General features: G+C 68.8%; 13 protein-coding genes and 1 pseudogene. 9 read left to right on the plus strand and 5 right to left on the minus strand.

The genetic code is table 11. The features are described from left to right. Together IEZ12_RS36105 and IEZ12_RS36110 are read right to left on the minus strand one after the other, a co-directional pair. On the minus strand, window positions 1-989 hold a 989-nt coding region (locus tag IEZ12_RS36105; protein WP_189278480.1), incomplete at its 3' end, for a histidine kinase dimerization/phospho-acceptor domain-containing protein. Beyond that, the gene (locus IEZ12_RS36110) at window positions 986-1,642 is read right to left on the minus strand and encodes a response regulator transcription factor (RefSeq protein WP_189278482.1); all 657 of its coding nucleotides are present in this window, start codon (window positions 1,640-1,642) and stop codon (window positions 986-988) included. The genes IEZ12_RS36110 and IEZ12_RS36105, both read right to left, overlap by 4 nt. Window positions 1,643-1,814: 172 nt before the next feature. Here IEZ12_RS36110 and IEZ12_RS36115 point away from each other — a divergent pair, with 172 nt between their 5' ends. From IEZ12_RS36115 to IEZ12_RS36135, 5 genes and pseudogenes are all read left to right on the plus strand, one after another. Next, complete coding sequence (locus IEZ12_RS36115) at window positions 1,815-2,336, plus strand: hypothetical protein (RefSeq protein WP_189278484.1); 522 nt, start codon at window positions 1,815-1,817, stop codon at window positions 2,334-2,336. A 2-nt stretch (window positions 2,337-2,338) separates the two neighbouring features. Then, window positions 2,339-3,481, plus strand: coding sequence for a peptidoglycan-binding domain-containing protein (locus IEZ12_RS36120; protein ID WP_229848644.1), 1,143 nt, complete (start codon window positions 2,339-2,341; stop codon window positions 3,479-3,481). Beyond that, window positions 3,478-4,206: an ABC transporter ATP-binding protein gene (locus IEZ12_RS36125; protein ID WP_189278488.1), complete on the plus strand. Its 729-nt coding sequence runs from the start codon at window positions 3,478-3,480 to the stop codon at window positions 4,204-4,206. Before IEZ12_RS36120 ends, IEZ12_RS36125 begins: the two co-directional genes overlap by 4 nt. Further along, window positions 4,203-5,396, plus strand: coding sequence for an ABC transporter permease (locus tag IEZ12_RS36130; protein WP_189278490.1), 1,194 nt, complete (start codon window positions 4,203-4,205; stop codon window positions 5,394-5,396). The genes IEZ12_RS36125 and IEZ12_RS36130 overlap by 4 nt, the downstream gene beginning before the upstream one ends. An 834-nt stretch (window positions 5,397-6,230) precedes the next feature. Next, a pseudogene (locus IEZ12_RS36135) lies at window positions 6,231-6,887 on the plus strand (IS5 family transposase); the annotation flags it as partial. Here IEZ12_RS36135 and IEZ12_RS36140 read toward each other — a convergent pair. The 3 genes from IEZ12_RS36140 to IEZ12_RS36150 form a co-directional block, all read right to left on the minus strand. Continuing rightward, window positions 6,877-7,284 carry a hypothetical protein gene (locus tag IEZ12_RS36140; protein WP_229848646.1) on the minus strand — a complete coding sequence of 136 codons (408 nt, stop codon included), beginning with the start codon at window positions 7,282-7,284 and terminating at the stop codon, window positions 6,877-6,879. The pseudogene IEZ12_RS36135 and the gene IEZ12_RS36140 overlap by 11 nt on opposite strands. Window positions 7,285-7,426: 142 nt before the next feature. Next, window positions 7,427-7,597 (minus strand): hypothetical protein, encoded by a 171-nt coding sequence (locus IEZ12_RS36145; protein ID WP_189278492.1) that lies wholly within the window; start codon window positions 7,595-7,597, stop codon window positions 7,427-7,429. Window positions 7,598-7,626: 29 nt separating this feature from the next. Then, a complete protein-coding gene (locus tag IEZ12_RS36150; protein WP_189278498.1) occupies window positions 7,627-7,983 on the minus strand; it encodes a PRC-barrel domain-containing protein in 357 nt (118 codons plus the stop codon). 1,113 nt (window positions 7,984-9,096) lie between these two features. On the opposite strand from IEZ12_RS36150, the gene IEZ12_RS36155 reads away from it, so the two are divergent. The 4 genes from IEZ12_RS36155 to IEZ12_RS36170 all read left to right on the plus strand — a co-directional run bounded on the left by IEZ12_RS36155 (window position 9,097) and on the right by IEZ12_RS36170 (window position 12,751). After that, complete coding sequence (locus IEZ12_RS36155; protein WP_308431125.1) at window positions 9,097-10,209, plus strand: ice-binding family protein; 1,113 nt, start codon at window positions 9,097-9,099, stop codon at window positions 10,207-10,209. Between the two features lie 252 nt (window positions 10,210-10,461). Next, window positions 10,462-11,190: a DUF5819 family protein gene (locus IEZ12_RS36160; RefSeq protein WP_229848641.1), complete on the plus strand. Its 729-nt coding sequence runs from the start codon at window positions 10,462-10,464 to the stop codon at window positions 11,188-11,190. Further along, window positions 11,180-12,313, plus strand: a complete 1,134-nt coding sequence (locus tag IEZ12_RS36165) for an HTTM domain-containing protein (protein WP_189278496.1) — start codon at window positions 11,180-11,182, stop codon at window positions 12,311-12,313. The genes IEZ12_RS36160 and IEZ12_RS36165 overlap by 11 nt, the downstream gene beginning before the upstream one ends. Before the next feature lie 30 nt (window positions 12,314-12,343). Then, window positions 12,344-12,751, plus strand: a complete 408-nt coding sequence (locus IEZ12_RS36170; RefSeq protein WP_229848643.1) for a thiol-disulfide oxidoreductase DCC family protein — start codon at window positions 12,344-12,346, stop codon at window positions 12,749-12,751. Window positions 12,752-13,354 lie beyond the last annotated feature (603 nt).

Below are 13,354 nucleotides of genomic sequence, written 5' to 3' on the forward strand. Positions count from 1 at the left end.
TCGATGAAGGACCGCCCGGCGTCGGCGCCCGTGGTGATGGTGGCCGTGCCGCCGTGGTGGTTGTGCCGTACCGCGTTGGCCAGCAGGTTCAGCACGACCTGGCCCAGCAGGGACGGGTCGCCCCAGGCCGGTGCGGGCCGGGCATCGGCCGTGATCCGGATGCCGGCCTCGCGGGCCTCGTCGGCGAGGTCGCCCAAGGCGTTCGCGGCCGCATCGGCCAGGTCGACGGGGCGCGGTGTCAGGTTTTCGCTCTCGCCACGGGCCAGGGTGAGCAGGGCCGCGATGAGACGTTCGCTGCGGGCGTTGGCGTCCAGTGCTCGGCGGATGGCCGGTTTCAGGTCGTCCGGGATCCGGCCCTGGGCCAGGGGGATCTCCAGGGCGGTGCGCTGGACGGTGAGCGGCGTGCGCAGCTCGTGCGAGGCGTGGGCGGTGAAGCGGCGCTGTGCGGTGAAGGCGCGGTCCAGGCGGTCGAGCATGGCGTCGAAGGTGTCGGCGAGTTCGCGGACCTCGTCGTGCGGTCCGGTGAGGGCGAGCCGCTCGCCCAGGGTGCTGTCGGCGCTGATCCGCCGGGCCGTCGCGGTGACCTGGTCGATGCGGTGCAGTGAGCGTCGGCCGATCCACCGGGCGAGCAGCGCGGCGAGGACGGTGAAGGCGGCGAGCAGCAGCAGCGAGCGCGTGAGCAGGTCGCCGAGGACGGTGTGCTGGAAGTCCTCGAAGCGCTGGGCGGGGCCGGCGATTGCGGCGGGGGCCTCGAACGGGCCCGTCGGTGCGGAGGCGGGTGCCGACGACACGGCGGCGGGCTCGGTGATGGCGGTCGCGGGGACAAGGAGGTCGCGGTTGGCCTCCAGGAGCTGGCGTGAGCTCAGCCAGTTCAGTAGGAGCAGTCCGAAGCCGAGGACCGCGAAGACCGCCGTGGTCATCAGGGTCAGCCGGCCGCGCAGGGTCAGTCGGGCCGTCCGCGGGCGGTGCCGGATCCGCACCGGGCTCACAGCCGGTACCCGTAGCCGGGGTCGTTGGTGATCAGCGGCGGTTCGCCGAGCTTGCGGCGCAGGGCGTGCACGGTGACCCGGACGGCGGTGGTGGCCGGGTCCGTCGCGGCGTCCCACAGGGCGTCACGGAGCTGTTCGGTGGTGACCGGGGCGCCGTCCGCGGCCAGCAGCATCTCCAGCACGCCGAGTTCCCGGGGTGTGAGCCTCAGCGGCCGGCCGTCGCGTTCGGCGATCCTGCGCACGGTGTCCAGGCTGACCCCGTGCCCGCTCAGCACGGTGGCGCCGCTGCCGTGTCCGGCGCGGCGGCCCAGTGCCCGCAGCCGGGCGATCAGTTCCAGGTAGGAGAACGGCTTGGCCAGGTAGTCGTCGGCGCCCTGGCCGAGGCCGTCGACCAGATCGGCGAGCGTCCCGGCCGCCGTGAGCATCAGGATCCTCGCCGGGTGGCCGGCAGTGTTCAGGGCTCGGCAGACGGCGTCCCCGCTCAGGACGGGAAGGTCCCGGTCCAACAGCAGGACGTCGTAGTCGGTGGCGGCCGTCATTTCGAGTGCCCGGGCACCGTCGTGCGCGACGTCGCAGACCATGCCCTCGGCCCGCAGGCCCTCGACGAGCATCGCCGCGAGGTCGACCTCGTCCTCGACGATCAGCACGCGCATCGCGTTCCACTCCGTTCGGCCTCGCCCCGCGCTGTCCCGGGTGCGTCTTCCCCTGGCCAAGGATGGCGTCACGGGGGTTAGCCGGGGGTTAGGCACACGCTCACCAGCGGCTAACACGCCGGTCCGTAGAACTGCTGGAGACCACCAACCGACCTTCGGCAAGGAGCACCACATGCGCAGCAGGACCCTACGGACCGTACTGGCGGCGGCCACCGTCGCGGCGGCACTGGCGATGAGCGGCTGCTCCTCCTCGGATTCGGCACCCAGGGTCGAGGGAGGGGGCACGGGGAAGACCAAGCCCCAGGACGACGGCGCGGTCCGGCAGGCCTGGGTGAACTGCATGCACCAGGAAGGGCAGAACGGCGTCGAGCTGGACAAGGACGGCAACATCCTGATCCCGGCGACGGGAACCGACGGCGGCTCGACCGCCGACTACGACACGGCGGCCAGGACCTGCGACGCCAAGGTCCCCGGAATCCACCAGGTCAAGCCGATGAACATGGAGAAGTCCGTCGAGGAAGCGCGCGCCTTCGTCGCCTGCGCACGGAAGAACGGCTACCCCGACCTCCCGGACCCGGATCCCAGGACCGCCATCCTCACGATCCCGCGCGCCTCCTTCGACATGGCCAAGTGGGACGCCATCCAGCCGGCCTGCGGCCGACTGCCGATGCCCGGCTACAACATCGGCCAGTGACCATGAGCGACCGCACCGAGACCCCCGCCACTGAGATCGGCCGGCCGGGCCGCACCCGCAGGACCCGCCGCCGGATCATCGTCCCCCTCGCCCTGGTCGCCGTCATCGGCGGCTCGGGCGCCCTCGCCGCCACCCGCCCCTGGGAGCACCTGGCCTCCGCCCCGGCGCACTCCCCGGTCGGCCACGAAACCGTCGAGGTGCGCAAGGGATCGCTGTCCAGCGGCATCCAGGTCGGCGGCGCCCTGGCCTACGACGCCCCCACCGCCGTCGTCCCTTCCGGGAGTGGAACCCTCACCGCCCTGCCCGCCGTCGGCACCGTCGTCAAGCCCGGCGCCACGCTCTACGAGGTCGACGGAAAGCCCGTGGTCCTGCTGCGCGGGGACCGGCCGATGTGGCGCGACCTCGGCCCGGACACCGGCGACGGCCCCGACGTCGAACAGCTCGAACGCAACCTCATCGATCTCGGCTACGCGAACGGGCTCGGCCTCAAGGCCGACCGGAAGTTCACCGCGGACACCGCCACCGCCGTCAAGCGCTGGCAGAAGGCCCTCGGCGTGCAGCAGACCGGGACGGTCACGCTCGGCAGCGTCGTCATGCTGCCCCAGCAGACCGCGCGGGTGCAGCAGCTCGACGCGAAACTCGGCTCGGCCGTCGGCAGTACCGCCGTCATGACCGTGACCGGCACCGACCTGGTCGCCACCGTCCAGCCCGCCGACAACCAGACCTCCCGCTTCAAGCCCGACGGCCGGGTGACGGTGAAGCTCGCCGACGGCAGCACTGTCGGCGGGCGCATCCGCTCCCTGATCAGGGGCGGCACGGGTGGCGGAAACGGCAACGGACCGGGCGGCGAGGGCGGCGGGGGCCCGGAGAAGACCACCGTCACCATCGCGCTGGACAGCCAGCAGCAACCCCAACAGGCCGGGCCCTCCACCGTGACCGTCACCGTCGTCGGCGAGACCGCCGAGGACGCGCTGATCGTTCCCGTCACCGCGCTGATCGCCCTCGACGGCGGCGGCTACGGCGTCAAGGTCGCCGACGGCGCCACCACCCGCCTTGTCCAGGTCCGCCTGGGACTCGTCGCCGACGCCAAGGCACAGATCACCGGCGACGTCCGGGCCGGCGACCGGGTGGTGGTCCCGGCATGACACACCACCAGCCCAAGGGCACCACTCCCGTGCTCCAACTCACCGGCGTCACCAAGGAGTACACCGGATCACCGCCCCTGCGGATCCTGCACGGCATCGACCTCACCGTCGACCACGGGGAACTCCTCGCTGTCGTCGGCCCCTCCGGCTCCGGCAAGTCCACCCTCCTCGCCCTCCTCGGATCCCTCGACCGCCCCACCACCGGACGGCTCTGCTTCGAAGGCCACGACCTCGCCGCCCTCACCGACCCCCAACTGGCCGCCCTGCGCGCCCACCGGATCGGCTTCGTCTTCCAGCAGTTCTTCCTGCTCCCCGGGCTCACCACCGTCGAGAACGTCGCCACCGGACTCCTCTACAGCGGCGCCCCCGCCACCCTCCGACGCACCGCAGCCGTCGAAGCCCTGCACGAAGTGGGGCTCGGCCACCGCCTCCACCACCACCCGGACCAGCTGTCCGGCGGCGAGATGCAACGTGTCGCCATCGCCCGCGCCCTCGTCGGCAACCCCGCCCTGCTGCTCGCCGACGAACCCACCGGCGCCCTCGACAGCGCCTCCGGCGCCACCGTCGTCGACCTCCTGCGCACCCTCAACGCCAAGGGAACCACGATCGTCGTCATCACCCACGACCGTGACCTGGCCGCCTCCTTCCCCCGGCGCATCGGTATCCACGACGGCCGCATCGACTTCGACGAACGCACCCCCCACCCCGCAGGAGCCCCCCGATGACGCCCGCCCCGCGCCGCACCCGGCTGCGCCCGACGGACCTGCTGCGCCTGGGCATGATCGGCCCGCGCACCCGCAGGATGCGCTCCGCGCTGTCCGCGCTCGGGATCTCCCTGGGCATCGCCGCCGTCATCGCGGTGACCGGGATCTCCTCCTCCAACCAGGCCCACCTGCTGGAGCGCCTGGACCGACTCGGCTCCAACCTGATCACCGTCGCCCCCGGCAACGGCGCCGACCAGAAGCCTGCCCCGCTGCCCCCCACGGCCGAGAAGATGCTCGCCGACATCGCCCCCGTACAGCAGGTGACCGCCACCGGGGCCACCAAGGCCCAGGTCTACCGCAACGACCTCGTACCGACGCAGCAGACCGGCAGCCTCACTGTGCTGGCCGCCCGCCCCAACCTGCTGGACGTCCTGCACGCCACCGTGCGCAGCGGACGATGGCTCGACACGGCGAGCGAGAACCTCCCCGTCACCGTGCTCGGAGACCGGGCCGCGCAGCGCCTCGGCGTCACCGCCCCCGGCGAACGGGTCTGGCTGGGCGGCCAGTGGTTCGTCGTCAGCGGGATCCTGGCCCCCAATGAACTCGCCCCCGAACTCGGCACCGCCGCCCTGGTCGGCTGGCCCGAAGCCACCGCCCACCTGGGCGCGGACGGCACTGCCGCCACCGTCTACCTCCGGTCCCACCCCGAGCGCGTTCCCGACGTCCAGGCCGTCGCCGCGGCCACCGCCAATCCCGCCGGCCCGAGCACGGTCGCCGTCAGCCGCCCGTCCGACCTCTACACCGCGAGGTCCGAAGCCAAGAACGCCCTCACCGGACTGGTCCTGGCACTCGCCGCCGTCGCCCTGCTCGTCGGCGGCGTCGGCATCGCCAACACCATGGTGGTGAGCGTGATGGAGCGTCGCGGCGAGATCGGACTGCGCCGCGCTCTGGGCGCCCGGGGCGGCCAGATCGCCGCGCAATTCCTCCTCGAAGCCGTCCTGATGGGCCTCACAGGGGGAATCGGCGGCCTGGCCCTGGGCGCCCTCACCGTCTACGGCTACGCCCTCGCCCAAGGCTGGCCCGCCACCATCCCGCTCGCCACGACCGCCGCCGCACCGCTGGTCTCGGTCCTGGTGGCCGCCGCCGCCGGGATCTACCCGGCCCTGCGCGCGGCCAAGGCCTCCCCGACCGACGCCCTCCGCTCGGCGTGACCGGCACGGGGCGGCATCCACGACGGACCGGCGGGCAGGACGGCCCTGCTCCTCCGGCAGGACGTCGCGGGTGGGCTGGTCATTGTGGGGACCGGCCACGCCACCGGCAGGAGCCGGACCTGGAAGGTTCCGGCCCTGCGGCGGTACCCGCCGCAGGCGGCAGCACCGTCCGCGGCCAGCTGCGGCATCACGGGCTCAGTTGCTTGCCGTTGCCGTCCGAGCAGCCGCACCGCCGGTACACCCTTCCCCGCTGTGGACGCTGTCCCACGAACCCCTCCTTGCACTCGGTGCTCTCTGCTACCAAGGTTCGCCGCCCGCTCGGCGGGTCGGGAGAGCGTGCACAGCAGGGCGTGAAGCACGCAGCGGCTGCTCGGATGTGACACGCGCAGGACGACACGCCGCTCGGAAGATCACAGTGAGTGGCCGGCGGGTAGGCGGTTCTGATCCGCATCCCGGATGCCCCGCAGCAGGCGAACCTGCAGGCCGCTGTCTCGGGTGGCGTCAGGGGATGCCGCAGGTGGTGGTTGGAACGCTGTTACTCGGCGTGTCCGCGGTCGTTGCTGGGCCTTGGGACCATCTTGGGACCAGCTGTTATGGCCGCTGGTGGACGCATGTGGACGGAGTCGGACATCTCTGGCCGAGGTAATATCTGGGCCTCCGTCAGGCCGCGCGAGCCGCGCGAGCACTCCTTTGGAATCAACTCCTGTTTTCAGGAGGCGAGTTGGCCGCCTACTCGGGACCCGTCGAGCGGGCGGTCAATCAGCTGGGGGTCAAGGGGCAATGCCGCTTAGCTTAAGAAGTCATCTCATCTGGGCGACTGGGTTTTCGCGGGTGATGATCGTGGAGCGGCTGGTGCCGGACGAGTTGTGGGAGCTGTTCCAGTTGGTGGTGCCGACTGCGCCGACCCGTCCGCAGGGCGGTGGTCGGCGGCGGTATGGGGATCGCGAGGTGTTGGCGGCGATCGTGTTCGTCGTGACGTCGGGGTGCACGTGGGCCCAGCTGCCGCCGTGCCTCGGGCCGTCCGGCCCGACGGCACACCGGCGCTTCACCGAGTGGAGCAAGGCCAGGGTGTGGGCCAAGCTCCACCGGGTGCTGCTGGACGAACTCGGCAGCCGCGGTGAGTTGGACTGGTCGCGGTGCGCGATCGACTCCGTGAACATGCGCGCCCTGAAAAGGGGGAACTGACGGGTCCGAATCCTGTCGATCGGGGCAAGTACGGGTCGAAGATCCACTTGCTCACCGACCGTGCCGGTCTGCCTGTCGCTCGCGGTCTCGGGTGCCAACGTTCATGACAGTCAGGCCCTGATCCCGCTGGCCGAGGCCATCCCGCCGATCCGCTCCAGGCGCGGCCCGCGGCGGCGAAGGCCCGGCAAGCTGCACGGCGACAAAGCCTACGACCATCGCTTCATTCGCTCCTACCTGCGCCGACGGCAGATCACAGCACGCATCGCCCGGCGCGGCATCGAATCCTCCAACCGCCTCAGTGGCCATCCTCCGGGGCGGCGGGGCGGTCGTCCTGATGCGAGTCGTTCCCCTGCGTACTCGTCTTCTGCGTGCGGGCGGCGTCGCGCTGGTCGATCAGGTCATCGCGTTCCCGGCCCGCAGCGACTGTCTCGCGGCGCGACTGCTCGAGCTCGCGCCTCGCGGCGTGGCCGCGCCGCGCGGTGCGACGTGCGCCGGTCAGGAGCAGACTCAGCCCGAGCAGGGCTACCGCTCCGACGATGACGCCGTAGAGAAACAGGGTGCCGGTGGAGCCGTTCACGTGGTAGCCGAAGACTGCGAAGCTGTCGTGGGTGAGCGCATGCCCGCTGCCGGTGTTGGTGACAACGCCGACGACGCCGACGACCACGGCGGCGACGAGGATGATGATTCCGAGAACGACGATCATGGTGTGCTCCGATGATTTTCTTCGCAGGCCAACGGTGGAACCGCGTTGTCCGGGAGGCCGAGCTGACACGATCGGCGAGGCCCGGGCGCTGGTCCGCGCGTCGAAGACCTTCGACTCACTTCGAGACTGGAAAGACGGCATGTCAGCGGGTCGGGTGTTGGCCTGAGCCTTGGTACCAGCGGATGCCGGCGTAGGCCATGTCGGCGACGAAGAGAATGATCGCGATGACGAGGAGGAAGAACCATCCGTTGGCGACGGCGCCGATGATGCCCAGCACGATCGCGACGATAGCCAGAGCCAGGATCAGGACCATGACGCGCCTCCTTGGTCGGGTGCGGGCGCTCAGCGGCGGGCGAGCTGCCGCTCGCCGCCGGCACCCTTCTGGTAGGTCAGACCGTAGTGCTGGAAGACGGCTTCCTCGTCCTCGGCGGGCAGGATGTCATCCATGCCGATGGGAGGGCAGTCCCTCACGAGTGCCTTGTCGTAGGCGACCTTGAGGTGGCCCGGTCCGACGCTCGCATCATTCAGGGGGACGAAGACCAGCCGGTGCTGGGTGGGCATGCCGATCTGGACGGTCGCCATGGCCGGTTCGTCCGTGCTGGTGTCCACGTAGATCGCCTCCAGCGTGCCGATCTTGCTCCCGCCGACATCGACGACGTCGTGGGTGCGCCACTCGCGGATGTCCCCTACCTGGATCATCATGGCTCCCTTCACGCGGGCCAATTTGGTCCTGCAGATCTCCACAGCGTGCCTCGGTCTGAGCATCGAGGCCAACGCAAGCAAACCGCCCACCGGTAGGCCGCCGTCACCGCTGCACAGGCGAAGCCGTCGTCCCTCGCCGATTGCCTCGCCCGCGAGGCCGACTTTGTGCCCGTCGACGGCAATGACCAGCCGGATTCCCGACTGGTGGGGCCGGTGTGGGCAGGTGGGCGGTGGTGCGTCGTCGCGGCGGTTCTGCGGGCGGATCCCCTGGTCGGGTTGGGCTCAGACCCCGAGGCTCTGGACGGGTTCAACGGCCCCAAGACGCGAAAGGTGCTCGGCGGACTCATCGGCCGTACTTCCTTTCGTTCGAACACCCAGCCCGTGGGCGAAACGATCTCCGGCAACTCGAAGACGGCCGAGCAGTATGAAGAGATGCGCGGCCTGCTCATGCCGGGCACCAGCGCGGCCAGCTGGGCCACCTTCGGCGATCTTTGCGCCTCGCGGGGGGGGGGGCTCCCCGACCGGGCGCGTCGTCGGTCGCCAGGCAAGACCATGCCGGGAGAGCGACTGTGTCTATCGGCGATGGCGGCAGAGGGGCATGCAATCCTGTCATGGATCGTAAGCGTTTCGTCACCGAGTGGGCAGTTGCTCTCTGTCGCCTCGTCAAATCCAGCAATGTTAGCGCAAGACCGGCTGGTGCCATGGTCCGTTCATCGCGCAGAGCAGAAGGCGGGCCCTCGGTCGTTGTCGACTCGGCGCAACTGGGAGAGGGTGATCGGCGAGCGCATTGTTTGATTGTGTGACCATAGGTGGAAGGTTATTTAGAATTCACCCTTGTGGATCGCACAAAAACCTTTTGTGCCGGGATACTCTCATGCCGAACCTCTTTCTCGGCAAGGCGGGGATGGGTCATCGAAATCTATGATGCCCGTCCATGGGAAGGGGGTGCCAGGTCGTCGGAAAGCGGCGATCGTGAGCCTGCCATATTTCCCTACAGAAATAGGCCTTCGGATGACACCGAAAATCTCTGGTGCGCTTAGCTGGCGCGCAATTTCGACTTGGGTTGCGACGGTCGTTTTCGTCGCCGCTGCCGCAATCACGGCATCGCTGATGCCGGCTCAGGCCATTGCCACGGCCGTTCCCCTGGGGACGACGAGCAGCTTCGCGGTTCTGGGTGGCCAGTCGGTCACCAACACCGGTCCCTCCGCTATCACCGGAGACCTCGGAGTGAGCCCGGGCACGTCAGTCACCGGGTTTCCGCCTGGTCTGGTGAGCGGGGCCATTCACAAGGCGGATGCGGTTGCACTTCAGGCCCAGGCCGATCTGGTCACGGCATACAACAACGCCGCGAGCCAGGCCACGGATGTCACCCTCGCCTCGCCTGGAGACCTCGGTGGCCTGACGCTTGTTCCGGGTGTATACACCGCCTCTTCTTCCATCGATCTCACGGGCACTCTCACGCTCGACGCGCAGGGCAACCCCAACGCAGTCTGGGTCTTCCAGGTTGGATCGACCCTGACGACGGCATCCGCGAGCCGTGTGCTCCTGGTCAATGGTGCCTCGCCGTGCAATGTCTACTGGCAGATCGGAAGTTCTGCCACGATCGGCACCAACACCACCTTCGTGGGCAACATCCTGGCACTGACCTCGATCGGACTTAACACCAGCGCGAGCCTCGATGGCCGAGCGCTGGCTCGCAACGGTTCCGTCACGCTGGACACTAACCGGATCACCCTGCCCAGTTGCGTGGGTGCCACCACTGGTACCACCACCACTGGTACCACTGCCGGTACCACCACTGCCGGTACCACTGGCAGCACCACGAGCGGTCTCCTTGGTGGCGTGATCGGCGGTGTGCTTACAACGGGTGGCACGACTAGCGGTCTCCTGGGTGGCGCGGTCGCCGGCAACACCGCTGGTAATACCACGACGGGTGGCATCACCGGCGCTACCACAGGCGGTAACCAGGGCGGCCATGGCGACCACGGCGATCATGGCGACCACGGTGACCACGGTGACCACGGTGACCACGGCGACCACGGTGACCACGGTGACCACGGCGACCACGGTGACCACGGCGACCACGGTGACCATGGCGACCATGGCGACCATGGCGACCACGGTGACCATGGCGATCATGGCGACCACGGCGACCACGGTGACCACGGTGACCACGGGTGCTCTCCGTGCGACGACAAGGGGAACGAGCCCTCGAACTCGTAGCTGATTCGGGAAGCCAGGCGGGCACCACGACAGCGGGCCATGAGCAGAGGCCCTCGTGGTGTATGCGGCTCCGGCGGCCCTCGGGGCTGTGCCCGAGGCGGCAGCCCGCTTGTGGAACGCAGGACTGGTGGCGCGCGGCGGATCGTTGTGGATCCTGTCGCGCGCCCCAGGACGCTCAAGGCGTGCAGAGTCGAGGGAGCAGTCACAGTGGTAAGGACGGGGCCCAGTCATGCGATGGGCGGCACAGAGTCCGTGAAGACCAAACAAGCGGGCCGCCAACTGGCCGACGACGGCATTCCCGTTGACGCAGTGCGGGGCGCCCAGCCGTCCGCCACCGAGCCTGGCGAGCAGCTTGCTGGCCTGTCAGGACTGTCGCGCCCGTTGGGGGCGGCCGCGGTCGTCGCTGTGGCCCTGTGCCTGGCAACGTCCCTTGTCCACGTGCTTCTGGTATTTCTGTATGTAGCTCCCCCGAACCAACTGTCCCAGTACTACGGCAGGCAGCTCAATTCGTGGATCTTTCCGTTGTTCGAGCAGAACTGGCGGTTGTTCGCTCCGGACCCGGAGTCCGTGACCCGGCAGATCTCCGTGAGAACCGAGCGGACCTCAGCGGACGGTGTCCGTGAGGTCAGTGACTGGTTCGACCTGACTGCGGTCGACGACTCCCACGTCGAGCACAACGTCTTCCCGAGTCATACAACGCAGAACATGCTGCGTCGAGCCTGGATGGCTTATCTCGAAGCGTATGGAACCGACGACCAGCCGCACTCCGAGCGGGCCGTGATGTTGCGGACCTACCTTCGCAACATCGCGATGGATCGACTCGCCGTCCATCAGAACGTCACGTATGAGGCCATCCAGTTGCGGGTGACTACTCGGCCCATCGCGGCGCCCACCACGCCGGGCGGCCCGCGCCCGACTGCACCAGCCTCGGTCGACACCAGGTACCTGCCCTGGTGGAAGGTGGCATCCAATGGAAACTGAGCAGGCTCCAGTTCCGACGCTCCCTCCGCGCCACACGGCCCTGCGGAACGGTGACGCAGACAGCCAACGGATGCTCCGCCGAATCAGCGCGCTCAGCAGCGCGGTGACCGATCGACCGATGTCCCTGTACGCGGCGGCAGTGCTGCGCATCGGGTACGGCCTGCTCTACTTGGCCTTCCTGCTGAGGGAGTTCCCGCACCGCGACGAGATCTGGGGTCCTGGTTCGCCGTGGACGCCCGCCCTGGCGAGGCAACTGTTCGATCAGACCGGCTGGTTCAGCATTCTTACCCTGTCTGACAGTCAGGCGTACTTCGAGATCTGCTATGCGACGGCTGTCGTCACGTCCGCACTGTTCGTCCTGGGCTGGCGGACCAGGATGGTGTCGATCCTGTTCGCGGTCGTGGTGACCTCGTTCCATGCTCGGGCCATCTTCATGACGGACGGGGGAGACAACCTCATCCTCCTCATGGCCGTGTACCTCTCCTTGACTGCTTGCGGCCGCCGCTGGTCCCTCGACGCGCGGAGGACACGCCTCGTGGCCTCAAGCAAGGCAGAGCGCTCGGTGGCAGGTCCGAGAACGCCCGGCTTCCGGTATCAACTCAGGGTCACACGCGAGCTATTGGGCACTGTGCTGCACAACTGTGCCATGGTCGTCATCGCGGCTCAGGTCTGCATCGTCTACGGATCCGCAGGCTTGTACAAGGCGCAGGGCGGCTCCTGGGAAAACGGGACTGCCCTCCACTACGTCATGAACCTCGACCTGTTCCGGCCCTGGCCCGCGTTGTCACTCATGGTGGACAGCCATCCCATCCTGATCGCCGTCACCACCTACATGACGGTGCTGTTGCAGGTGGCCTTCCCGTTCGTGCTGTTCGGCAGGCTGAAGTACGTCGTCCTGACAATGCTGCTCGGGATGCACGTGGGCATTGCCGTTCTGATGGGTCTTCCGCTCTTCTCCGGAGCCATGATCGTCGCTGATGCCGTATTCCTGCCGGACCGCTTCTACACATTCCTGGGACAACTGTGGCGGCGCACCTTTCAACGGGCAGCTGCCGCGGGAGCAGGGGAACCATCCCAGAGGGAGAGCCCAGTCGTACCGGCGCAGCCCGGATCGGCCGGCTGAGGCCAAGATGTGCGAGGAACTGTTCCAGCCGTGGACGGAGACGAGATGAGCGGCGCGGCCGGCAGCACAGAATCGGTGCTGGCGTATGACGGGGACTGCGGCTTCTGCCAAGTCACGATCGATCGGATCCGCCGGCTGGCCGGTCCGCAGATCGAAGCCGTACCGTGGCAGGTTCTGCCGGAGCAGCTCACCGCCCCGCACCTGGCGCGGCTGGACCGTGAGGTGCTCCTCTTTCACAACGGCGCGGTCCGCGCGGGCGGGGCAGACGCCTTGGCTCGATTTGTCGGATCCTCAGCGGCCCGCCGGTACCAACTGGCAGCCGCCGCAGCCGGTCTGCCCGGCGTGCGAATCTGCGCCCGTCAGGTCTACGCCCTGGTGGCGAAGAACAGGCGGCACATGCGCGGCAGGACGGTCTCCTGCGCCCTGCCCCGGCCCTGAGTCACCCCGGCACGAACGCATTGGCCCTTCGCGGGGAGTGCCGTGAGGTCGCTGTCCTCGGACTGGGCTGGGTCACCGGCTTGATCGAGGAGATCCGGGAGATGGCGGTGAGCTTCTCAGAGTCCCCCGCCAAGGACCGGGCATCCGTCTACAGCATCATCACCCGCCGCGCCGCCTGAGCCCATCACCTGCGACGCCGTACCCGGCATCGGCGCAAGCTCCGGCTGAAGGCCGCCCTGCTCGGACGCAAGACCCCGGAAAGCCACCTCGCAGGCCCCCACCTCCGCGGCGCAGTGATCTGGATCAAGGACCTCACCCGGACCGCCTCTTGATCACAATCAAATACGCGCCGTAGTACTGCAACGGTGCTTATGGTGACGAGGCTTCAGCTCTTGGGTTGTGGCCTCGTCGTTTGTAGTGGCTGGTCCGGGCCTGGTGTTGGCGTCCGCGGTGCCAGCGGGACCAGTGCAGGACATGCGCGGTGCTGCGGCGGACAGGCCTGGTGAGGCAGGTGATCAGCCAGCGGATTTCGGGGACGGTCAGGGGTATCAGGTCTGGCGTTCGAGCCGGTCCGGCCCCCTTTCAAGCTGCCCGGCCCGCAGG

Origin of the sequence: Kitasatospora griseola, assembly GCF_014648555.1 — a bacterium.
Classification (GTDB): Bacteria; Actinomycetota; Actinomycetes; order Streptomycetales; family Streptomycetaceae; genus Kitasatospora; species Kitasatospora griseola.